Annotated in this window: 23 protein-coding genes; 16 read left to right on the top strand and 7 right to left on the bottom strand. The window is 69.6% G+C overall.

What is annotated here, in order from left to right:
- Positions 1-44 precede the first annotated feature (44 nt).
- From U9J23_RS18025 to U9J23_RS18010, 4 genes are all read left to right on the top strand, one after another.
- The gene (locus tag U9J23_RS18025) at positions 45-1,610 is read left to right on the top strand and encodes a uroporphyrinogen-III synthase (RefSeq protein WP_016693742.1); all 1,566 of its coding nucleotides are present in this window, start codon (positions 45-47) and stop codon (positions 1,608-1,610) included.
- 86 nt (positions 1,611-1,696) lie between these two features.
- Positions 1,697-2,674, top strand: coding sequence for a porphobilinogen synthase (hemB, locus tag U9J23_RS18020; RefSeq protein WP_059383420.1), 978 nt, complete (start codon positions 1,697-1,699; stop codon positions 2,672-2,674).
- The gene (locus U9J23_RS18015) at positions 2,671-3,204 is read left to right on the top strand and encodes a hypothetical protein (RefSeq protein WP_232622175.1); all 534 of its coding nucleotides are present in this window, start codon (positions 2,671-2,673) and stop codon (positions 3,202-3,204) included. The genes hemB and U9J23_RS18015 overlap by 4 nt, the downstream gene beginning before the upstream one ends.
- Before the next feature lie 251 nt (positions 3,205-3,455).
- Positions 3,456-3,944: a hypothetical protein gene (locus tag U9J23_RS18010; RefSeq protein WP_085469628.1), complete on the top strand. Its 489-nt coding sequence runs from the start codon at positions 3,456-3,458 to the stop codon at positions 3,942-3,944.
- Here the strand turns inward: U9J23_RS18010 and U9J23_RS18005 are convergent.
- Complete coding sequence (locus tag U9J23_RS18005; RefSeq protein ID WP_229582634.1) at positions 3,926-5,872, bottom strand: acyl-CoA dehydrogenase family protein; 1,947 nt, start codon at positions 5,870-5,872, stop codon at positions 3,926-3,928. The two genes, U9J23_RS18010 and U9J23_RS18005, sit on opposite strands and share 19 nt — an antisense overlap.
- Before the next feature lie 126 nt (positions 5,873-5,998).
- Between U9J23_RS18005 and hemL the strand changes: the two genes are divergently transcribed.
- The 7 genes from hemL to U9J23_RS17970 all read left to right on the top strand — a co-directional run bounded on the left by hemL (position 5,999) and on the right by U9J23_RS17970 (position 13,129).
- Positions 5,999-7,324: a glutamate-1-semialdehyde 2,1-aminomutase gene (hemL, locus tag U9J23_RS18000; protein WP_326599573.1), complete on the top strand. Its 1,326-nt coding sequence runs from the start codon at positions 5,999-6,001 to the stop codon at positions 7,322-7,324.
- Positions 7,325-7,385: 61 nt separating this feature from the next.
- Positions 7,386-8,036: a histidine phosphatase family protein gene (locus U9J23_RS17995; RefSeq protein ID WP_059383337.1), complete on the top strand. Its 651-nt coding sequence runs from the start codon at positions 7,386-7,388 to the stop codon at positions 8,034-8,036.
- A complete protein-coding gene (locus tag U9J23_RS17990) occupies positions 8,033-8,638 on the top strand; it encodes a TlpA disulfide reductase family protein (RefSeq protein WP_085469625.1) in 606 nt (201 codons plus the stop codon). Before U9J23_RS17995 ends, U9J23_RS17990 begins: the two co-directional genes overlap by 4 nt.
- A 2-nt stretch (positions 8,639-8,640) precedes the next feature.
- Positions 8,641-9,459 (top strand): cytochrome c biogenesis CcdA family protein, encoded by an 819-nt coding sequence (locus U9J23_RS17985; RefSeq protein WP_059383335.1) that lies wholly within the window; start codon positions 8,641-8,643, stop codon positions 9,457-9,459.
- Positions 9,456-11,123 (top strand): cytochrome c biogenesis protein ResB, encoded by a 1,668-nt coding sequence (gene resB / locus U9J23_RS17980; RefSeq protein ID WP_326599569.1) that lies wholly within the window; start codon positions 9,456-9,458, stop codon positions 11,121-11,123. Before U9J23_RS17985 ends, resB begins: the two co-directional genes overlap by 4 nt.
- Entirely contained in the window at positions 11,123-12,112 is a 990-nt protein-coding gene (gene ccsB / locus U9J23_RS17975) for a c-type cytochrome biogenesis protein CcsB (RefSeq protein WP_059383333.1), read from the top strand. The genes resB and ccsB overlap by 1 nt, the downstream gene beginning before the upstream one ends.
- Positions 12,113-12,163: 51 nt before the next feature.
- A complete protein-coding gene (locus tag U9J23_RS17970) occupies positions 12,164-13,129 on the top strand; it encodes a MinD/ParA family ATP-binding protein (protein ID WP_326599566.1) in 966 nt (321 codons plus the stop codon).
- A 50-nt stretch (positions 13,130-13,179) separates the two neighbouring features.
- Here the strand turns inward: U9J23_RS17970 and U9J23_RS17965 are convergent, their stop codons facing one another.
- Entirely contained in the window at positions 13,180-13,380 is a 201-nt protein-coding gene (locus tag U9J23_RS17965; RefSeq protein ID WP_059383418.1) for a hypothetical protein, read from the bottom strand.
- Positions 13,381-13,570: 190 nt separating this feature from the next.
- Positions 13,571-13,780, bottom strand: coding sequence for a BldC family transcriptional regulator (locus tag U9J23_RS17960; protein WP_006552323.1), 210 nt, complete (start codon positions 13,778-13,780; stop codon positions 13,571-13,573).
- 208 nt (positions 13,781-13,988) lie between these two features.
- On the opposite strand from U9J23_RS17960, the gene U9J23_RS17955 reads away from it, so the two are divergent.
- From U9J23_RS17955 to U9J23_RS17940, 4 genes are all read left to right on the top strand, one after another.
- Positions 13,989-14,363 (top strand): DUF4229 domain-containing protein, encoded by a 375-nt coding sequence (locus U9J23_RS17955; RefSeq protein WP_059383332.1) that lies wholly within the window; start codon positions 13,989-13,991, stop codon positions 14,361-14,363.
- Positions 14,360-15,457: a PLP-dependent cysteine synthase family protein gene (locus U9J23_RS17950; protein ID WP_326599560.1), complete on the top strand. Its 1,098-nt coding sequence runs from the start codon at positions 14,360-14,362 to the stop codon at positions 15,455-15,457. Before U9J23_RS17955 ends, U9J23_RS17950 begins: the two co-directional genes overlap by 4 nt.
- Before the next feature lie 101 nt (positions 15,458-15,558).
- Positions 15,559-15,774, top strand: a complete 216-nt coding sequence (locus U9J23_RS17945) for a helix-turn-helix domain-containing protein (RefSeq protein ID WP_016694332.1) — start codon at positions 15,559-15,561, stop codon at positions 15,772-15,774.
- A gap of 5 nt (positions 15,775-15,779) precedes the next feature.
- On the top strand, positions 15,780-16,343 hold the full coding sequence (locus U9J23_RS17940; protein WP_186455421.1) for a Clp protease N-terminal domain-containing protein: 564 nt from the start codon (positions 15,780-15,782) through the stop codon (positions 16,341-16,343).
- A gap of 37 nt (positions 16,344-16,380) precedes the next feature.
- Here U9J23_RS17940 and U9J23_RS17935 read toward each other — a convergent pair whose 3' ends face one another.
- Entirely contained in the window at positions 16,381-17,364 is a 984-nt protein-coding gene (locus U9J23_RS17935) for a hypothetical protein (protein WP_326599556.1), read from the bottom strand.
- A gap of 111 nt (positions 17,365-17,475) precedes the next feature.
- Here U9J23_RS17935 and U9J23_RS17930 point away from each other — a divergent pair, with 111 nt between their 5' ends.
- Positions 17,476-17,865 (top strand): phage holin family protein, encoded by a 390-nt coding sequence (locus U9J23_RS17930; protein WP_059383329.1) that lies wholly within the window; start codon positions 17,476-17,478, stop codon positions 17,863-17,865.
- Positions 17,866-17,906: 41 nt separating this feature from the next.
- Here the strand turns inward: U9J23_RS17930 and U9J23_RS17925 are convergent, their stop codons facing one another.
- Genes U9J23_RS17925 through U9J23_RS17915 form a run of 3 tightly spaced genes read right to left on the bottom strand, consistent with a single transcriptional unit; the run spans position 17,907 to position 20,265 of the window.
- Entirely contained in the window at positions 17,907-18,776 is an 870-nt protein-coding gene (locus tag U9J23_RS17925) for a 1,4-dihydroxy-2-naphthoate polyprenyltransferase (RefSeq protein ID WP_326599553.1), read from the bottom strand.
- 47 nt (positions 18,777-18,823) lie between these two features.
- Complete coding sequence (gene menE, locus U9J23_RS17920) at positions 18,824-19,993, bottom strand: o-succinylbenzoate--CoA ligase (RefSeq protein ID WP_442802254.1); 1,170 nt, start codon at positions 19,991-19,993, stop codon at positions 18,824-18,826.
- Positions 19,966-20,265, bottom strand: coding sequence for a DUF3349 domain-containing protein (locus U9J23_RS17915; RefSeq protein WP_006552314.1), 300 nt, complete (start codon positions 20,263-20,265; stop codon positions 19,966-19,968). The genes menE and U9J23_RS17915 overlap by 28 nt, the downstream gene beginning before the upstream one ends.
- Positions 20,266-20,274 lie beyond the last annotated feature (9 nt).

Raw genomic sequence — 20,274 nt, 5'->3', positions numbered from 1 at the left:
CGATTTGCCCTTACCGCTGATTTGACCGCACTGGAGAATGACCGATGAGCCGAGTCCGTAAGCACAACCCCGGGCGCATCCTGTTCGTGGGATCGGGTCCGGGCGATCCTGCGCTGCTCACCGTGCGCGCGCGTGACGTGCTGGCGGGCGCCACGATCGCCTTCACCGACCCCGATGTCGACAAGGGTGTCGTGGCCCTCGTCGGTGTCGATCACGGCACCGATCCGGAGACCGGTGAGCCCGTCGCCGAGGTCCGTCCCGCACTCGGCGAGCCCGCCGAGGTCGCCAAGACGCTCGTCGCCGAGGCGAAGGCCGGACGCGACGTGGTGCGCCTCGTCGCCGGCGACCCCCTCACCACCGACTCGGTGATCGCCGAGGTCAACGCCGTCGCCCGCACCCAGGTGGTCTTCGAGGTCCTGCCGGGCCTGCCCGCCGGGTCGTCGGTGCCGAGCTACGCCGGTATGGCGCTCGGCTCGTGCCACACCGAGGTCGACGTGCGCGGAGAGGTCGACTGGGCAGCGCTCGCCGCAGCCCCCGGCCCCCTCGTGCTCCACGCGACCTCCGGTCACCTCGCCGAGACCGCCAGCGCGCTCGTCGAGCACGGTCTCGCGCCGCAGACCCCCGCCGCGATCACCGTGCGTGGCACCACCCGTCAGCAGCGCACCGTCGAGGCCACCCTCGCGACCCTGAACGATGCGGGTTCCGAGCTCGTCGGTCCGCTGGTCGTCACCGTCGGCAAGGTCGTCTCGCACCGCAACAAGATGTCGTGGTGGGAGTCACGCGCACTGTACGGCTGGACCGTGCTCGTGCCCCGCACCAAGGATCAGGCCGGCGAGATGAGCGAGCGGCTCGTCACGCACGGCGCGATCCCGATGGAGGTGCCGACCATCGCGGTCGAGCCGCCGCGCAGCCCCGCGCAGATGGAACGCGCGGTCAAGGGCCTGGTCGACGGCCGCTACCAGTGGGTGGTCTTCACCTCCACCAACGCGGTGCGTGCGGTGTGGGAGAAGTTCGAGGCGTTCGGTCTCGACGCGCGGGCCTTCTCCGGCGTGAAGATCGCGTGCGTCGGTGAGGCCACCGCCGCGAAGGTGCGCTCGTTCGGCATCATCCCCGAACTCGTGCCCAGCGGCGAACAGTCCAGCCTCGGCCTGCTCGCCGAGTTCGCTCCGTACGACGACGTCTTCGACCCGGTCAACCGGGTTCTGCTGCCGCGCGCCGACATCGCCACCGAGACCCTCGCTGAGGGCCTGCGCGAGCGCGGCTGGGAGATCGACGACGTCACCGCCTACCGCACCGTGCGTGCCGCTCCGCCGCCGGCCGCGACCCGCGAGATGATCAAGACCGGTGGTTTCGACGCGGTGTGCTTCACGTCGTCGTCGACCGTCCGCAATCTCGTGGGTATCGCCGGCAAGCCGCACGCCCGCACGATCGTCGCGTGCATCGGCCCGAAGACGGCCGAGACGGCGATCGAGTTCGGTCTGCGGGTGGACGTGCAGCCCGAGACGGCGCAGATCGGGCCCCTGGTCGACGCGCTCGCCGAGCATGCGGCCCGGCTCCGCGCCGAGGGCGCACTGCCCCCGCCGCGGAAGAAGTCCCGAGCCCGCCGCTGATCTCTCGTGATCCGATGATCCGTGCGCGGTTCCGGTAGTCGCCACTACCGGGGCCGCGCACGACCCGTATGGAAGGTGTTCTCCCCATGTTTCCCGACATCCGTCCCCGCCGGCTGCGTAGCACACCTGCCATCCGACGGCTCGTGGCAGAGACCTCCCTCGAACCCCGCCACCTCGTGCTCCCGATGTTCGTGGCCGACGGCCTCGACGAGCCGCGCGAGATCGCGTCGATGCCGGGGGTGTACCAGCACACCGCCGATTCGCTGCGCAAGGCCGCGGCCGAGGCCGTGACCGCCGGTGTCGGCGGCCTGATGCTCTTCGGTGTGCCCCGCCCCGAGGACAAGGACGCCCGCGGTACCGCGGCGAGCGATCCCGACGGTGTGCTCAACCGCGCGTTGCGGTCGCTGCGCAGCGAACTCGGCGACTCCACGGTGATCATGGCCGACACCTGCCTCGACGAGTTCACCGATCACGGCCACTGCGGTGTGCTCACCGACACCGGTGTCGTCGACAACGACGCCACCCTGGAGCGCTATGCCGAGATGGCCGTCGCGCAGGCCGAGGCCGGAGCGCATCTGCTCGGCCCGAGCGGCATGATGGACGGTCAGATCGGCTTCATCCGGTCGGCGCTCGACGAGGCCGGGCACACCGAGGTCGGTCAGCTCGCCTACTCCGCGAAGTACGCCTCGGCGTTCTACGGTCCCTTCCGCGACGCCGTCGGCTCGTCCCTCGAGGGCGATCGCCGCACCTATCAGCAGGATCCGGCGAACCGTCGCGAGTCGCTGCACGAGGTGGACCTCGACCTCGCCGAGGGCGCCGACATGGTGATGGTCAAGCCGGCGATGTCGTACCTCGACGTGCTGCGCGAGGTCGCCGACCGATCGCCCGTCCCGGTGGCCGCCTACCAGATCTCGGGGGAGTACTCGATGATCACCGCGGCCGCGCAGAAGGGCTGGATCGATCGCGACGCGGCGATCCTCGAATCGCTGGTCGGCATCCGGCGGGCCGGCGCGGACGTCGTCCTCACCTACTGGGCCGCCGAGGTCGCGGGTCGCCTGTCATGAGCTTCCCCGCACCTCCTGTCGGGCCCGGTCCCGCGGCGAATCGTCCCGTTCCCGGAGACGTCACGACGGCCTACCAATTGTGGTGCGGGGTACTCGCTCTCGCCGTCGTGAGTTTGGCGGCAAGTCTCGCCGATCTGCTCGGTCGACGCGACGAACTGCTCGATCTCATGACGACGATGGCCACCGATCAGGCCGTCGAGGGGGTCACGACGGAGCAACTCGAGTCGGCGGTGCCGGTGCTGGTCGCCCTGACGGCCGGCATCGGCCTGGTGATCGTCGGACTGCTGTATCTGGTGGTCAGGCAGCTGTTGAAGGCCAAGAACTGGGCCCGGATGCTGCTCACCCTGCTCGGGGTGTTCATGTCGCTGTCGACCCTGCCCACCGTCTTCGGTGTGGGCGTCGGGGAGGGCGGCGCGGGCTGGATACTCGGTGTGGTGGGCATTCTGCAAGCCGTCGCGACCGTCGGAGCGATCGTGCTGATGCACCGGCGCGATGCCAACCGCTTCTTCCTGAGACTGCCGGAAGAATAGACGTACCACTCGGTTTCGTTGCGTGCGACGGAAGAGTACGGTGGGCTCACCATATGGGCCCGAAGGCCCTTCCCGTCGAGCGAAAAGGACGTCATGCAGGTGGAACCGCGGCCCTATGGGCGCCGTCGCGAACTGGTGTTGATCGCTCTCATCGCCCTCCTCGGCCTGGTGACCACCGTGCTGCTGGTGATCCCCGGCGCATTCGCCGCTTGACCGACCCGACGGTCCCCGAGCCGACGACCCCCGATCCGATGGGCACCGACGCGACCGGGCCGCTGTTCCACGAACCCGGAGCGCGCTGGCGCACGGTCGCCATCGGCCCGCTGTTCTGCGCCGTGGCCCTCGTCGTCGAACTGTTCACCGGTCCCGTCGTGCACTGGGCCGCGCTGCCGATCATCGCGATCGTGCTCGCCGGTTTCTCCTACGTGATGGTCGTGGCGGCCCGCCGGCACGTCAGCGTCGAGCTCACGTCCACCACCTTGCGGCAGGGCACCGAGGAACTACCCGTCGCCGAGATCGAGGCGGTGCTGTCGCCGCCACCGGAGGACCGGCGGGATCCGGAACGCTGGGAGACCGCCCGGAGCCTCGGCGAACTGGCCGACGTGCCGCGCGGCCGCAAGCCCGTCGGGCTGCGGCTCACCGGAGGGACGTTCGTGCGGGCGTGGGCGAAGGACGCCGACGAGCTGCGAGCACGGCTCGGCGAACTCGTCGGCGACCCCGGTCAGACCGCGACGTCCTGAGGCGGGACGACCGCTCCCTCACGATCGAGCATGGCCGAGCCGAGCAGGTAGTCGGGCACACCCAGTCCGTCCACGAGCGTCAGCGCATGCGGACGCAGGCTGCGGCACCGCTCGTTGATGCCGCGCGTGACCGCCTTGGCGCGTTCGACCGAGAGCAGGCGGTGCTCCATGAACCACGCCTTGTCCTCGTCGATGATCGTCAGCGCGTACAGATCGCACAGCTCCGACAGCAGCTCGCGGGCGGTTTCGTCCTTGCAGTCCTCGATCGCGGCGACGAACGCCTCGAGCACGACCCGGTCGATGTGCGCGCGGGCGGCGTGCAGAACGTGGTCCTGCACGAAGTTGAACGCGTCGAACGGGTTGTCCTCGCGCTTCATCGCGGCCTGCAGACGCCGTGCCGCGGTGGACAGCAGGTACTGCTCCCGGTCCTCGAACATCGTCACCTGGGTACCGCGGTTGAAGAGACTGCCGTCCTCCTCGTTGTCCTGGCGGGTGTCGACGATCGTCTGGATGATCTGCTGCGCCGCGGTGCGCTTCTTGACGATGTCGGAGATGGTGGTCGCAGCGAACCGCATCCACTCCACCGGGCTCATGCCCTGCACCTCGTCGGCGTAGGCGGTGAGCAGTTCCTTCGCGACCAGCTGGGTCAGGACGTGGTTGTCGCCCTCGAAGGTCGTGAACACGTCGACGTCCGCGCGCAGCGCCGTCAGCCGGTTCTCGGCCATGTAGCCGGCCCCGCCGCACGCCTCGCGGCACTCCTGGATCGCCTGCGACGCGTGCCAGGTGTTGGCGACCTTGAGGCCCGCCGCGCGACCCTCGAGTTCGCGCTGTTCCTGCGCGTCGAGTTCCTGCAGCGACGTCGACTGCAGGCGGTGCATCGTCGTGAGCAGCTCGTTCTGGGCGAAGCCGAGCGCGTACGAGCGGGCGATCAGCGGGAGCAGGCGACGCTGGTGGACGAGATAGTCCATGATCGGCACCTCGCCGTCGCGTCCGGGGGCGTCGAACTGGCGACGCTTCTCGGCGTAGCGGGTGGCGATGCTCAGCGCGACCCGCGCCGCCGCACCCGCCGACCCGCCGACGGTGATGCGACCGCGGACCAGCGTGCCGAGCATCGTGAAGAACCGTCGGCTCGGGTTGTCGATGTCCGAGACGTAGGTGCCGTCCGGTTCGACGTCCGCGTACTTGTTGAGCAGGTTCTCCCGGGGGACGCGCACCTGATCGAAGATGATGCGGCCGTTGTCGACACCCGGCAGGCCGCCCTTGTAACCGCAGTCGGAGGTCCTCACGCCCGGCAGGTCGTTGCCGTCCTCGTCGCGGATCGGGACGACGAAACAGTGCACGCCGTGGGTCTCACCCTCCGTGACGAGCTGCGCGAAGACCGCCGCGAACCGGGCGTGCTGCGCCGCGCCACCGATGTAGTCCTTGCGGGACGACGGGGTGGGGGAGTGGATCACGAACTCCTGGGTGTCCGGATCGTAGGTCGCTGTGGTCTCGAGCGACTGCACGTCGCTGCCGTGGCCCGTCTCGGTCATCGCGAAGCAGCCGAGCACGTCGAGATCGATGAGCTGCTTGACGTACTTCTCGTGGTGCCGCTCGGTGCCGAGGTTCTCGATGGCCCCGCCGAACAGGCCCCACTGCACGCCGGCCTTGACCATCAGCGACAGGTCGGACATCGCGAGCATCTCGATGGATGCGACCGCGCCGCCCGCGTCGCCCGTGCCGCCGGACTCGACGGAGAAGCCCGCCGCGGCGTAGCCGTGCTCGGCGAGGATGCGCATCTGCTCGAGCGTGATGGCGCGGGCCTTGTCGGTCTCGGGGGTGTAGTGCGGCGCGAACTTCTCGTGCGCGAGATCCTTGCGTGCGCGTTCGCGTGCTTCGTGCCACGCACCGTCGAGTGCGATGCGCAGGTGTTCGGCTGTCGTCGGCATGCCTCAGACGATAGGTGCGACAAGTCACTCACGGTGTCCCTTTTTCCTGGTAAGGGAGAAAAAACACATGAGGTTTGAGGACCGCTGTTTTTGGCAAATCCCGCGAAACTACGGACACTGGAAGTCGTGACTGCGACCCCCGATGCTTCGTCCACCCACGACACTCGATCCGCCGCACTCTTCCACCGGGCATCGAAGGTGACACCGGGGGGCGTCAACTCTCCGGTCCGCGCGTTCGGATCGGTCGGCGGCAATCCTCCCTTCTTCGCATCGGGATCGGGTCCGCTGCTCACCGACGTCGACGGAAAAACATACGTCGACCTGGTGTGTTCCTGGGGTCCGATGATTCTCGGGCACGCGCATCCCGCGGTCGTCGAGGCCGTCCGATCGACCGCGCTGGCGGGTCTGTCGTTCGGTGCCCCCACCGAGGGGGAGGTCGAACTCGCCGAAGAGATCGTCGCCCGCATCGCGCCCGTCGAGCAGGTCCGGCTCGTCAACTCCGGCACCGAGGCGACGATGAGCGCCGTCCGTCTTGCGCGCGGATTCACCGGCCGGTCGAAGATCGTGAAGTTCGCGGGCTGTTATCACGGTCACGTCGACGCACTGCTCGCCGACGCCGGTTCCGGCCTCGCCACCTTCGGTCTGCCCACCTCTCCCGGCGTCACGGGCGCCCAGGCGGGCGACACCGTCGTCGTCCCCTACAACGACCTCGCCGCCGTGCGTGCCGCCTTCGAGGCGAACCCCGGTGAGATCGCCGCGGTCATCACCGAGGCCGCCGCCGGCAACATGGGCACCGTCCCGCCGGTGCCCGGCTTCAACGAGGGTCTGCGCGAGCTCACGCGTGAGCACGGCGCGCTGCTGATCATGGACGAGGTGATGACCGGCTTCCGCGCGAGCCCGACCGGCTGGCACGGCATCGACGGGGTCTCCGGCGACCTCATGACCTTCGGCAAGGTCATGAGCGGTGGTCTGCCCGCCGCGGCCTTCGGTGGTCGCGCCGATGTCATGGCCCATCTCGCCCCGAACGGACCGGTCTACCAGGCCGGCACCCTGTCCGGTAATCCCGTCGCCGTCGCCGCGGGCCTCGCGAGCCTGCGTGCCGCCGACGCCGACGTCTACGCCGCCCTGGACCGCAACGCCGAGACCCTCGGTCGTCTGCTCGGCGAGGCACTCGCCGTAGAAGGGGTGCCGCACCACGTCCAGAACGCCGGCACGCTGCTGAGCGTGTTCTTCACCGACGAGCCGGTGACGAACTACGAGCAGGCCAAGGCCGCGCAGACCTGGCGCTTCCCGGCCTTCTTCCACGCGCTGCTCGAGCGCGGCGTCTACGGACCCCCGAGTGCCTTCGAGACGTGGTTCGTCTCGTCCGCGCTCGACGACGACGCGTTCTCGCGGATCGCCGACGCGTTGCCGCACGCCGCTCGCGCGGCCGCCGCTGCGACCGCGCCGTAGTCCTTTCTTCCTGCTTGCCCAGCCCGCCCCGCCCCTCCCACACCCCTCGAGGAACATCGACGTGACCGACGCCGCCCCGTCCGAGACCCGCACGATCGTGCACGTGCTCCGCCACGGAGAGGTCCACAACCCCTCCGGAATCCTCTACGGACGCCTGCCCGGATTCCGGCTGTCGGTGACCGGTGAGGCCCAGGCACGGGCGGTCGCGGCGTCGCTCGCCGACCACGACATCGCGCACGTGGTCGCGTCCCCGCTCGAACGGGCCCAGCAGACCGCCACCCCGATCGCGGAGAAGCACGGACTGCAGATCCGCACCGACGACAACCTCATCGAAGCGGCCAACGACTTCGAGGGACTGAAGGTCGCGGTCGGCGACGGTGCGCTGAGCCGTCCGCGCCACTGGTGGAAGCTGCGCGATCCGTTCACCCCCTCCTGGGGCGAGCCCTACCTGCAGATCGCCCACCGCATGCTCGCCGCCGTCAACGCGGCGCGCGTGACCGCAGCGGGACGCGAAGCGGTGTGCGTGAGCCACCAGCTCCCGGTGTGGACGCTGCGCCGCTTCCTCGAGGGCGAGCGCCTGTGGCACGACCCGCGTCGCCGCCAGTGCAGCCTCGCCTCGCTGACCTCCCTGGTCTACGAGGGCGACACCCTCGTCGATCTGGTCTACTCCGAACCGGCAGGCGCCTCCGACCCGAACGTCCACGGCGCATGAGAAAGGTGTTCCGGGCGACGGTCGCCGCGATCTGCGGTTCCGTCCTTCTCACCTCCTGCGCCACCGGGGACGACGCCGTCGCCACCGGGGGAACGTTCGACTTCGTCTCGCCCGGCGGGCAGACCCGCATCTTCTACGACCCCCCGGCCGAACGCGGCACCCTCGGTGAGCTCACCGGCGAGGACCTCATGAACGAGGGCGAGACCATCTCCCTCGACGACTACGAGGGCCAGGTCGTCGTGCTCAACGTGTGGGGCCAGTGGTGTGCGCCCTGCCGCAGCGAGGCCGACGATCTCGAGGAGGTCCACGAGGCCACCAAGGATCTCGGCGTGCAGTTCCTGGGCATCAACGTCCGCGACAACCAGCGCGACAAGGCCCAGGACTTCGTCACCGACCAGCAGATCGGCTACCCGTCGATCTACGACCCGCCGATGCGTTCGCTGCTCGCACTCGGACGGAACTACCCGACCTCGGTCGTGCCGACGACGGTCGTTCTCGATCGTGAGCACCGCGTGGCCGCGGTCTACCTGACCGAACTGCTCGCGGAGGACCTGCAACCGGTCGTCGAGCGGGTCGCGGCGGAACCGGATTCGGAGCAGTAACAGTGATCCTTGCGTCGGGTGTCGGGGAGACCTTCCAGAACGCGGCCCTGTCGGGTCCGCTGCTGCTGGCGATGGGCGTGTGCCTGCTCGCCGGTCTCGTCTCGTTCGCGTCGCCGTGCGTCGTGCCGCTCGTTCCCGGCTATCTGTCCTATCTCGCCGGGGTGGTGGGAGCCGAGGCTCCCGCCGTCACCGCCGAGCAGGCCGGTGCCCGCACCACGACGATCCGCAGCGACGGCCGCCTCCGGGTGGCCGGTGCCGCCGGGCTGTTCGTCCTGGGATTCACCGTGGTGTTCGTCCTCGCGACGGCCTCGGTGTTCGGGGCGATCTCCGCGCTCGCCGTCAACCGCGAACTGCTCATGCGTGTCGGCGGGGTCGTCACCATCGTGATGGGCCTGGTCTTCATCGGCCTCATCCCGGCCCTGCAACGCGACACGCGCCCGGCGCCCCGGCGCATCTCGAACCTCGCGGGAGCCCCGTTGCTCGGCGCGGTGTTCGCGCTCGGGTGGACCCCGTGCCTCGGCCCGACCCTCGCCGGCGTCATCTCGCTCGCGGCGGGCACCGAGGGCACCACCGCGGCACGCGGGGTGACGTTGATCGTCGCCTACTGCCTCGGCCTCGGGTTGCCGTTCGTCGTGCTCGCGCTCGGTTCGGCGCGGGCGCTGCGCGGGGTGGGCTGGCTGCGCACCCACGCGCGGACCGTGCAAATCGTCGGTGGCCTGATGCTCATGGCCGTCGGCATCGCTCTCGTCACCGGTGCGTGGGACCTGTTCGTGTCCTGGATCCGTGACTCGTTCATCTCGGAAGTGACTCTGCCCGTATGACCGCGACCCACACCCCGACCCCCGCACCGCAACCGTCGCCGCCGCCGCGACAGGGCGCGCTCGGACGTGCCACGGCCTTCGTGCGGAACACCTGGCGCGGCCTGACCTCGATGCGGACCGCACTGGTCCTGCTGTTCCTGCTCGCGCTCGCCGCGATCCCGGGCGCACTCCTGCCGCAGCGCAGCCTCAACACCCAGAAGGTCGACGAGTACATCGCGGCCCGCCCGACGCTCGGACCGATCATGGACCGGTTCGAGCTGTTCGACGTCTTCGGCAGCTTCTGGTTCACCGCCGTCTACGTGCTGCTGTTCGTCTCGCTGGTCGGCTGCATCCTGCCGCGCTGCGTCGAGCACTTCCACGCCCTGCGCACCCCGCCTGTCGCCGCGCCGCGCAACCTGCAGCGCCTGCCGCACCACACGCAGACGACCGTGGCCGACAGCCCCGCCGACGCGCTCGACCGGATCCAGGGGGAGCTGCGCGGCTGGAAGGTCGTGCGCCGCGAGGGCGGTGCCCGCGGACATGACGGCGAGGTGACCCTGTCCGCAGAGAAGGGATATCTGCGCGAGGCCGGCAACCTGGTCTTCCACATCTCCCTCGTGGGCCTGCTCGTCGCCGTCGCCGCCGGCAAGCTCTTCGGCTACGAGGGGCAGCGCATCCTCGTCGCGAACGGCGAGGAGTTCTGCACCACCTCACCTGCCTCCTTCGACTCGTTCCGCGCCGGCAGCACGCTCGACGGCACCGGCCTGAATCCCATGTGTGTGCGGGTGAACACCTTCGCCGCCGACTATCTCGACAACGGCCAGGCCGAGATGTTCACCTCCGACATCGAGTACCAGTACGGCGGCGACCTCGTCACGAACACCTGGCGCGATGCGCAGTTGAAGGTCAACCATCCGCTGCGGGTCGGCAGCGACCGCGTCTACCTGCAAGGTCACGGTTACGCCCCGACCTTCACCGTCACCTGGCCGAACGGCGAGACCCGCACCGAGACGATGCAGTGGGCGCCCGACGACGCGACGACCTTCCTCAGCAGTGGCGCCATGCGCTTCGACCCGCCCGGCGGCATGTATCCCGACGCCGACGAGCGCCGGAAGAACCAGATCGCGCTCGAGGGTCTGTTCGCGCCGACGGCGTCCTTCCACGGCACGCTGCTCACGTCGATCTTCCCGGCGATGATGGACCCCGCCGTCGCCATCGACGTCTACAAGGGCGACTCCGGTCTCGACACCGGCAGCCCGCAGTCGTTGTTCTCGCTCAACAAGGAACTGATCAACCAGGGCCGCCTCGTGAAGCAGGACCGCGTGAACCTGCGTCCGGGGGAGAGCGTGACGCTCGCCGACGGCACCGAGGTGCGGTTCGACAAGGCCACCGACTTCGTCAACCTGCAGGTCTCGCACGACCCGGCGCAGCAGTGGGTACTCGTCGCGGCGATCTCCATGATGGCCGGTCTGCTCGTGTCGTTGCTGGTCAAACGACGCAGAGTGTGGGCGCGCGCGTACCCGAGCGGTACAGTGAACGACGGTGAACGACGAACCGTAGTAGAACTCGGTGGTCTCGCACGGACCGATCAGGCCGGATGGGGAGACGAGTTCGACCGACTGGTCGAACGTCTTCTCGGTGACGATGCACCCTCCGCCCCGGCGGCACAGGAGAAGAAGAACTGATGACACAGAACGACACCCTGGCGCGGTACAGCGACTGGGCCTTCGAATCGGCGTTCGCGGTGCTCGTACTGGCGCTGGTGCTGCTCGTCGCCGAATACGCGACCCACCGTGCCGACGTCGTGGCCGAGCGGGAACGCGAACTCGTCGCGGCAGGCCGACGACCGGCCTCCGACACCGTCGAACGCACCGCCGGCCCGGGGCGTGTCGAGGAGACACCGAAACGCACCCTGTCGCAGCGTGTCGGCAACATGGGCCGCGCGCTGGTCGTCGTGGTCGCCGGACTGCTGGTCGCCTCGATCGTGCTGCGCGGCCTGGCCACCGAGCGTTTCCCGCTCGGCAACATGTACGAGTTCGTCGCGATGGCGTGCACCGCCGCCGTGCTCTTCGGCCTGGTCGTCCTGCGCAAGCCGGCCTACCGGATCATGTGGGTGTACCTGCTGGTCCCCGTCCTGATCCTCATGTTCCTCGCGGCGACCGTGCTCTACGCCGACGCCGCTCCCGTGGTTCCCGCGCTGCGCTCGTTCTGGCTGCCGATCCACGTGACGATCATCAGCGTCGGCAGCGGCATCTTCCTCGTCTCGGGTGTCGCGAGCCTGCTGTTCCTGCTGCGCATCCGTTTCCCCAAGGGTGAGGAGCACAGCGGCGTGTTCGCGGCGCTCGCCGAGCGTCTGCCCGACGCCCAGACCCTCGACCGTCTCGCCTACCGCACCACGATCATCGGTTTCCCGCTGTTCGGTGCCGGCATCATCCTCGGTGCGATCTGGGCCGAGGCCGCCTGGGGACGCTTCTGGGGCTGGGACCCGAAGGAGACGGTCTCGTTCATCACGTGGGTCGTCTACGCCGCCTATCTGCACGCCCGCGCGACCTCCGGATGGCGCAACACCCGCGCGGCCTGGATCAACGTCGCCGGTTTCATCGCGATGCTGTTCAACCTGTTCATCATCAACATGGTCGTCTCGGGCCTGCACTCGTACGCCGGGCTCAACTGAGGCTGCTATCGTCGCGCCGTCGTCCGTGACAGTCGACGGGGGGAGAACGCGGTGGATGGGGCCGGCAACGGTACGTCGGGGCTCGACGGACACGCACTGGACGCGACGGCGCTGGACTCGTCGTTACTGGTACGCCCGGTCGCTGCGCCGCCGCGGGAGGGCTGGCGGCGAGTGGTCTACCGCGCGACCGGCGGACGCGTCCGCATGGGGGAGAGCTCCCGGCACCAGCGCAGGGACGAATCGGTCGAGCGGGTGCGTGCACCGTTGCGCGACTGCCACCGGATCGCCCTGCTGAGCCTCAAGGGTGGGGTGGGAAAGACCACCACCACGGTCACCCTCGGCTCGACCTTCGCGGAGTTGCGGGGCGATCGGATCGTCGCGGTCGACGCGAATCCGGACCGCGGGACATTGAGTCAGAAGGTGGCCGAACAGACGCCGGCCACGGTGCGCACGCTGCTGCGCGATCACGCGCTGCTCGAGACGTACGCGGACGTGCGCGCCTACACCTCGCAGAACACGCATCGTCTCGAGGTGCTCGCCTCGGACGCCGATCCGGCGGTCTCGGAGGCCTTCAGCGCCGACGACTACGAGCGGACGCTCGGGCTGCTCGAGCGGTTCTACAGCATCGTGCTCACGGATTGCGGGACCGGGCTCATGCACTCCGCGATGAGCGCGATCCTCGAGAACGCCGACACGCTGGTCGTCGTCAGTTCCGGATCGGTGGACGGCGCCCGCAGCGCGTCGGCCACGCTCGACTGGCTCGACGCGCACGGCTATCGCGACCTGGTCGAGCGGTCGGTGGCCGTCGTCAACGCGGTGCGGCCGAGGTCGGGCAAGGTCGATCTCGACCTCGTGGTGCGGCACTTCGAACACCGGTGCCGCGCGGTCCACGTCCTACCCTTCGACCCCCACCTCGAAGAAGGAGCGGAGATCGATCCGGACCGGTTGCAGTCGGGTACGCGGCGCGCCCTGCTCGGGCTCGCCGCGGATATCGCCGACGGTTTCACCGCGCGGTGACAGGCTCGCAGCTCCGCCACGGTGACAGGCTCACCGCACACCGCGAACGGTCAGTCGCCCCGGTCCTGATCGGACTCGCCGGTGCCGTCGCCACTCCGGCGGCGGTGCACCTCACGATCGACCTTCCACAGGAAGTCGGGATCGTCGTCCGGACCCATCACGCGGGTGGGCGGACGAGACGTGGGACCGTACGCCTTCCACAGCAGGACGGCGAGTGTCACCGCACCGATGAGTGCCAACAGATAGAGCACGTTGCACCTCCTGACCGTGGCGGTGCCGGACGAGGACGTGCCCTCGCCGTACACCTCCGGGCCGCGGCGACCGCAGACCGGTTCGTCCACATTCTAGGTGTGCGGAACCCGGTCCGGCACGTGGGTTCCGCGGGTGGTCGGCCGGGGTCCGGCAGGTGCACGCCGGAGGTGCGGATTCTCGTGTCTCGGATCAGCGCGTCGCTTCGGTCGTGAGGGAGCGGAGAAGCGCCAGGACCTCGGACTCACGGAAGCGGCGATGGCCGCCGGGGGTCCGCAGCGAGCCCAATCGGCCGGCGTGGGCCCACCGGGTGACGGTCTTGGGATCCACATGGAACAGTGCTGCCACCTGGCCCGGGGTCAGCAGGGATTCCTTCGCGCCGTTGAAAGTGGGTGCGCTCATTGCGAATGTCCTCCCGGTTGTCGTGATCGTGTTGTTCGACGCGATCGAGTTGTTCGATCGGGATGTCCAAGCCCATGGTGGCACCGATACCCCTGGTTGCTCGAACGGTCTACGGTTGGTAAAGCGGAAGTAATAGACAAAACGGACGGATGTCCGACTTCCGGAAATCGTCGCGGAGCTCGTGGTCCGGGCGGCCGGTTAACCTGGAGTGGTGAACGACGAACGCCGGAACGAACCCTCGAATACCCCCTCCCAGCGCACTCCACACTCTCGTGACGAGAGCGCAACCGGCAGGGCGGGGACCGGGTCCCTGATCCGGGACGTCGCGTTGTACTCCGCGGCACGACTCGCCCTCGTGGTCGCGCTCACACTGCTCATTCTCTACGTTCCGCGTGCATTCGGGGTGGAAATCCCCCTCCTCGTCGCGGCCCTGTTCGCTGTGCTCATCGCGCTGCCCGTCTCGCTCGTGCTCTTCGCGTCGCTGCGGCGTCGCGTGAACGAGGGCATCGCCGCGGTCGACGAGCGCCGGCGTACCGAGCGCGCCGACCTCGAGAAGCGCATGCGCGGCGAGAACGGGCGGTGACGGCGACCGGCGCGGTCGTCGACCGCAGCGCACCCCGCGACTGGGTCGACGACGCGGTCCGGCTCATCGAGGCCGACGCCCAGCGCAGCGCCGACACCCACCTGCTCCGCTACCCGCTCCCGGCGGACCGGGGCATCGACCTGTACTTGAAGGACGAGTCGACGCACATCACGGGCAGCCTCAAGCACCGCCTCGCGCGCTCGCTGTTCCTCTACGCCCTGTGCAACGGCTGGATCCGTGAGGGAACCCCGGTCATCGAGGCGTCCTCGGGTTCCACCGCGGTGAGCGAGGCGTACTTCGCGCGGCTGCTCGGTCTCGACTTCGTGGCCGTCGTGCCGCGCCGCACCTCACCGGCGAAGGTCGCGCTCATCGAGGCCCAGGGCGGCCGGTGCCACTACATCGACCGCCCGCCGGAGATCTACACCGAGGCGCAGCGGCTCGCCGACGAACTCGGCGGCTGCTTCATGGACCAGTTCACGAACGCCGAGCGGGTCACCGACTGGCGGGGCAACAACAACATCGCCGAGAGCATCTACTCGCAGATGCGTCTCGAGCGTCATCCCGTACCGGAGTGGATCGTCGTCGGTGCCGGGACCGGTGGCACGAGCGCCACCCTCGGCCGCTACATCCGCTATCGCCGTCACCGGACGCGGCTGGCCGTCGTCGACCCGGAGAACTCGGCGTTCTTCGGCGGGTTCGAGACGGGCTCGGCCGACTACACCACCGGCATGCCCTCGCGTATCGAGGGAATCGGACGTCCGCGCGTCGAGCCGTCCTTCGTTCCCGAGGTCGTCGACCGGATGGTGCGGGTGCCCGACGCGGCGTCCATCGCCGCCATTCGGCACGCGAGCACCGCGCTCGGACGACGGGTGGGCGGCTCGACCGGCACGAACCTCTGGGGAGCTTTCGGTCTGATCGCCGAGATGCTCGAAGAAGGCCGTGAGGGCAGCGTCGTGACGTTGCTGTGCGACGGCGGCGAGCGTTACGCCGACACCTATTTCTCCGACGAGTGGGTCGCTGCCGAGGGGATGGACCTGACCGGGCCGCTCGAGGTGCTGGAAAAGTTCGCGACCAGCGGTCGGTGGCCTCGGTGACCAGCGGTCGGTGGCGTCGATAGAGACTCCACCACCTGTGCAGATTCCGTCTTCTGTCAATTTTCGTTGACACGCTCTCGTTGTCAACCTATATTGACAACATGAGTGAAGCCACCACCCTCGCCGCTGCCGCCGCGAGCTCCGATCCCGCAGTGGGCCTGCGCGCCGTGCGTGCCCTGCGCCGCCTGCTGGAACGGCTCGAGGAGGTCCAGGTCGCGAATGCCCGTGAGCGGGGTTGGTCCTGGCAGGCCATCGCCGACGAACTCGGCGTCAGCCGCCAGGCGGTCCATCAGAAGCACAACCGGAAGCGCAGGTGATCGACATGTTCGAACGATTCGCCGACAGTGCCAGATCCGTCGTCGTCGCAGCGCAACAGGAGGCGATCCGGGTGCACGATCCCCGGATCGAGGCGTCGCACCTGCTCATCGGTGTCGCCGTCGCCGCGGAGGAACCGCTGCGGGTCCTGCTCGCGGAAGAAGGTCTCACGGTCGACGGGCTCCGCTCCGATCGGGCCGCCCGCACCGCCGACTCCCCGCTCGGCGACGAGGACGCCGCAGCACTCGAAGCGATCGGGATCGACCTCGACGAGGTCCGGAGCCGTCTCGAAGCGGCCTTCGGCAAGGGGGTGCTCGACGGGAAGGGCACCGACCGGCGGGCCGGCGCGAACCGGCTCGGTCACATCCCGTTCGACCGGGCGGCCAAGAAGTCGCTCGAACTCGCGCTGCGGGAGGCGATCGCACGCCGCGAACGCGTCATTCGCCCCGAACACATTCTGCTCGGACTGCTGCGCAGCGACGATCCGGCGACCGTCGCCCTCGTGGAAGCGCACGTGCCGCGCGCGCAGCTCCGTCAGCGCCTGAACGGCCACCTCGACGCCGCTGCCTGACGACACCGCTGCCTGACGTCGTCGACCCTTCGGACGGTTACCGGGTCGGCGCGGGAGCGACCGCGAGCGGGCGCCCGGCGACGAGCGGGACGACCGTCGCCGCGACGAGCAGCAGCGTGCCGACCGCGATCGTCGCGAACGGCCACCACCGACGATCCGCCGTCGCCACGGCTTCCGCGACCTGCGTGTCCGTAGCGGCCGGCGCGCTGCGCGGCAGTGCATCGGTGGCGGACCGCACGTTGTCGGCGATGCCACCGACGACATCGGCCACCGGCCCGACACCGTCGACCAGCTGTCCGGTGCCGTCCGTCAGAGCTCGGCCGCCGTCGTCGAGGAGGACGAGGCCGTCGCGGAGCTGTCGCGAACCGTCGGCCGCCTGCGCCATCCCCGCGACGAACTGCGCGTTCGGATCGGTGAGTTCGTAGGCGAGTTGCCGCGCGCCGTCGCGCAACTGCCCGAGCTGGTCGAGGGTGTCCGGTCCGAGGCCCTGCGTGTCGAGGGTCTCGACGAGTCCGCGCAGCTGGCCGGCCGCACCCTGCGAGACCGGATCCGCGGACGCGCCGAGCGTGTCGGCGACGGTCGTGAGCCGTGCCGTGACGTCGCCCTGCATCTCCCCGAAACCGGAGAGCCGGTCGACCACCTCGTCGACGCCGCCGCTCACCTGGCGGGCACCGTCGCCGAGCATGTCGACACCGCCGTCGAGTTGTCCGAGGCCGGCGGCGAGCTGCTCCCCACCGTCGCGGGCCTGCCGGAGGCCGTCGGACAGCTGTCGGGCACCGTCGTCGAGTTGGGTGCTGCCCTCCGTCAGCTGCCCGACACCGCCGTCGAGCACCGACAGCGGCAGTCCGGCTCGCTGGAGGTTGCTCCGTGCCTCGTCGACGCCGTCCGCCGAGGGACTCGGCTCTTCCGCGACGGTCGCGACCGTCGTCTCGGGGCGATCGAGCCAGGCGAAGACCGCACCGGTGCCCACGAGGAGCAGTCCGGTCACAGTGAGAAGCAGGGGGAGAAGACGTGAACGCACGCCGGCCGACGCTACCGTCCGTCACTGAGAGGCCGCTGAGGGGGAGGGGCGGCCCCGGATGCGTCCGATTTGCCCGTTACGAGACCGGGTTCCGTGTGCCACAGTGGCACCATGATTTCTCTGATACTGCGGTTGATCATCAACGCGGTCGGTCTGTGGCTCGCGGTCGAGCTGGTCGACGGGATCGACTTCACCGATCCCGCGGGCACCTCCGACACGACCCGCGCGGTCATCACGCTCGTCGTCCTGGCCGCCATCTTCACCGTCGTCAACGCACTCGTGAAGCCGCTGGTGAAGCTGCTGTCGCTGCCGCTGGTGATCCTCACCCTCGGGCTGTTCCTGCTCGTCGTCAACGCGCTGATGCTCATGCTCACCGCGTGGCTGAGCGGCTTCACCGAGTACGGCCTCACGATCGACGGCTTCTGGGCGGCACTGTGGGGCGGCGTGATCATCGCGATCGTCAACTTCGTCCTCGGACTGATCGTCCCGGACCGCGACTGATCCGCCCGTCCGCGACCGATTCCGCCGCGCCCGCGTCCTGGTCAGCCGAAGGCCAGCGCGGGCGCGGTGGCCACCGCCCACACGAGCATCGCGACACCCGAATCGCTCAACGCCGGGATCAGCGCGAGACCGAGGGCGCCGGCCCGCACCGGCTTGTGCGCGCGGACCGCGAACGGCGCGGCGAGGAAGCCGGCGAGCGCCCACGGCGTCGCCGCGACCAGCACGAGCGACATCACGAACGGCACCACGATCAGCACCAGGTGGAGCGTGCGGGTCCTCGGATCACCCAGCTTGACCGCCAGGGTCCTCTTACCGGTCTCCGCATCGGTCGCGATGTCGCGGAGGTTGTTCGTCACCAGCACGGCCGTCGAGAGCGAGCCGACGGCGACCGCGCACGCCAGACCCACCCCGTCGACGCGACCGGCCTGCACGAACTGCGTGCCGAGCACCGCGACGAGCCCGAAGAAGACGAAGACTCCGATCTCTCCGAATCCGCTGTATCCGTACGGGTTCTTCCCGCCGGTGTAATACCAGGCCCCGGCGATGCAGACCGCGCCGACGAGCACGAGCCACCAGGCGGTCGTGACGGCGAGAGCGAGTCCCGCGACGGCCGCGATCCCGAAGCACACGAACGCGGCGCGCTTGACGGCGCCGGGGCTCGCCGCGCCCGAACCCACCAGCCGCATCGGCCCGACCCGCTCATCGTCGGTGCCGCGGATGCCGTCGGAGTAGTCGTTGGCGAAGTTCACGCCGATGATCAATCCGAGCGCGACGACCAGTGCCAGCAGCGCCTTCCACCACACGACCTCACCGAGCCACGCCGCAGCGCCCGTACCTGCCAGGACGGGTGCTATCGCATTGGGGAGGGTGCGCGGACGAGCGCCTTCGAGCCATTGACCAGCCGTTGCCATGGATCGATCTTCGCACCCGGGTCCGCTTGCCGCGTCGTGCGCACCCGTCAGGAGAAGCGCGCGACGAGGGCGCGGCGATCCACCTTGCCCGGCCCACGCAGCGGTAGTGCGTCGACGAGCTGCAGCTCACGCGGCGCAGCAGTGGGATCGAGCGTGGCCTCGACGTGGTCGCGGAGTTCGGCGAGCGTCGGCGTGGCGCCGGGGACGGGCACGACGACAGCCGCGACGCGCTGACCGAGCCGGGTGTCGGGCAGACCCACCACCGCGACCTCCCGGACGGCCGGGTGCTCGACGAGCACGGCCTCGACCACCTGGGGGACCACGGTGAGCCCGCCGGTGGAGATGGCCTCGTCGAGCCGTCCCAGGATGCGCAGGACCCCGTCGTCGAGCGTGCCTGCGTCGTCGGTGCGGAACCAGCCGGGTTCGGCGAAGGCGGGATGATCGGGCAGGTTCCGGTAGCCCGAGGCGAGCGTGGCGCCGCCGAGCCACACCCGTGAGTCGCCGTCGACGCGCACGTGCACCCCGTCGAGCGGCACGCCGTCGTAGACGCAGCCGCCGCAGGTCTCGCTCATGCCGTAGGTGCGGACGACGGTGACGCCGGCCGCGCGGGCGCGTTCGAGGACCGGCACGGGAGTCGCGGCCCCACCGAGCAGGATCGCGTCGAGGCGGGCGAGCGCCGCGGTGGCGTCGGGATGATCGAGGGCCTTGATCAGCTGGGTGGGAACCATCGAGCTGTAGCGGCGAGGACCTGCCATGGCGTCCACCGCCGCGGGCAGACCCGCGGGATCGAAACCGGCGGACACGTCGACGACGACGGGTTCGGTTCCGGAGAGCAGGCTGCGCAGCAGTACCTGCATGCCCGCGATGTGGTGGGCGGGCAGGGCCAGGAGCCACGAGCCCGTTCCGCCCAGCCGGGCGTGGGTGGCGTCGCCGCTCGCGCGCAGCGCCTGTGCGGAGAGCAGGGCGCCCTTCGGGATCCCGGTCGTGCCGGAGGTCGCGACCACCAGTCCGACGCCGTCCGCGACGGGGTCACCGGGGCTCAGCGCGTCGGTGAGGCGGAGCGTCTCCCGCTCGTCCCCGGCGGGTACGGGGAGCAGCGCCGGCCCGTCACCGTCGAGCATGCGCTGCAGGGCGGGCAGCACGGAACGGACGGCGGGCCCGGCAGGGACGGGAAGAAGCTCGAGTGTGGTCACAGATCGTATTGTGTCGTGTCCCATCCGCCCGCTTCGAGCTGGCGGCGGACCCGGTCCACATCGTCGGGCGACGGCATGTTGTTGGTGATCTTGCTGATGAGGACCGCGATGTCGATGCGGTTGATCGAGAGGTCACCGTCCTCGACCAGGGTGTCGGCGACCTGGGCGACCTCCTCGTCGGACAGGCGCCGCGCGAGCAGTGCGAACAGGGGTACGTAGTCCTGTTCCGGCACCCCTTCGGGGTAACCGGCGCGGAGCCACTCGACGATGGAAGCGAGAAACGGCGGGAGGGCCACCCGTCACTC

This window comes from Rhodococcus sp. PD04 (genome assembly GCF_035918275.1).
Classification (GTDB): domain Bacteria; phylum Actinomycetota; class Actinomycetes; order Mycobacteriales; family Mycobacteriaceae; genus Rhodococcus; species Rhodococcus rhodochrous.
The sequence above is the reverse complement of the archived record's forward strand: the minus strand, read 5'-3'. Positions and strand labels throughout refer to the sequence as shown.

Bases quoted from the DNA above. Each gene is read 5' to 3' on its own strand.
- U9J23_RS18005 (WP_229582634.1), bottom strand. From the start codon at position 5,872: ATGCCGACGACAGCCGAACACCTGCGCATCGCACTCGACGGTGCGTGG.
- U9J23_RS18015 (WP_232622175.1), top strand. From the start codon at position 2,671: ATGAGCTTCCCCGCACCTCCTGTCGGGCCCGGTCCCGCGGCGAATCGT.
- U9J23_RS18025 (WP_016693742.1), top strand. From the start codon at position 45: ATGAGCCGAGTCCGTAAGCACAACCCCGGGCGCATCCTGTTCGTGGGA.
- U9J23_RS17930 (WP_059383329.1), top strand. From the start codon at position 17,476: ATGATTTCTCTGATACTGCGGTTGATCATCAACGCGGTCGGTCTGTGG.
- ccsB (WP_059383333.1), top strand. From the start codon at position 11,123: ATGACACAGAACGACACCCTGGCGCGGTACAGCGACTGGGCCTTCGAA.
- U9J23_RS17945 (WP_016694332.1), top strand. From the start codon at position 15,559: ATGAGTGAAGCCACCACCCTCGCCGCTGCCGCCGCGAGCTCCGATCCC.
- U9J23_RS17925 (WP_326599553.1), bottom strand. From the start codon at position 18,776: ATGGCAACGGCTGGTCAATGGCTCGAAGGCGCTCGTCCGCGCACCCTC.
- U9J23_RS17960 (WP_006552323.1), bottom strand. From the start codon at position 13,780: ATGAGCGCACCCACTTTCAACGGCGCGAAGGAATCCCTGCTGACCCCG.
- U9J23_RS18010 (WP_085469628.1), top strand. From the start codon at position 3,456: ATGGGCACCGACGCGACCGGGCCGCTGTTCCACGAACCCGGAGCGCGC.
- U9J23_RS17940 (WP_186455421.1), top strand. From the start codon at position 15,780: ATGTTCGAACGATTCGCCGACAGTGCCAGATCCGTCGTCGTCGCAGCG.
- menE (WP_442802254.1), bottom strand. From the start codon at position 19,993: ATGGGACACGACACAATACGATCTGTGACCACACTCGAGCTTCTTCCC.
- hemB (WP_059383420.1), top strand. From the start codon at position 1,697: ATGTTTCCCGACATCCGTCCCCGCCGGCTGCGTAGCACACCTGCCATC.
- resB (WP_326599569.1), top strand. From the start codon at position 9,456: ATGACCGCGACCCACACCCCGACCCCCGCACCGCAACCGTCGCCGCCG.
- U9J23_RS17990 (WP_085469625.1), top strand. From the start codon at position 8,033: ATGAGAAAGGTGTTCCGGGCGACGGTCGCCGCGATCTGCGGTTCCGTC.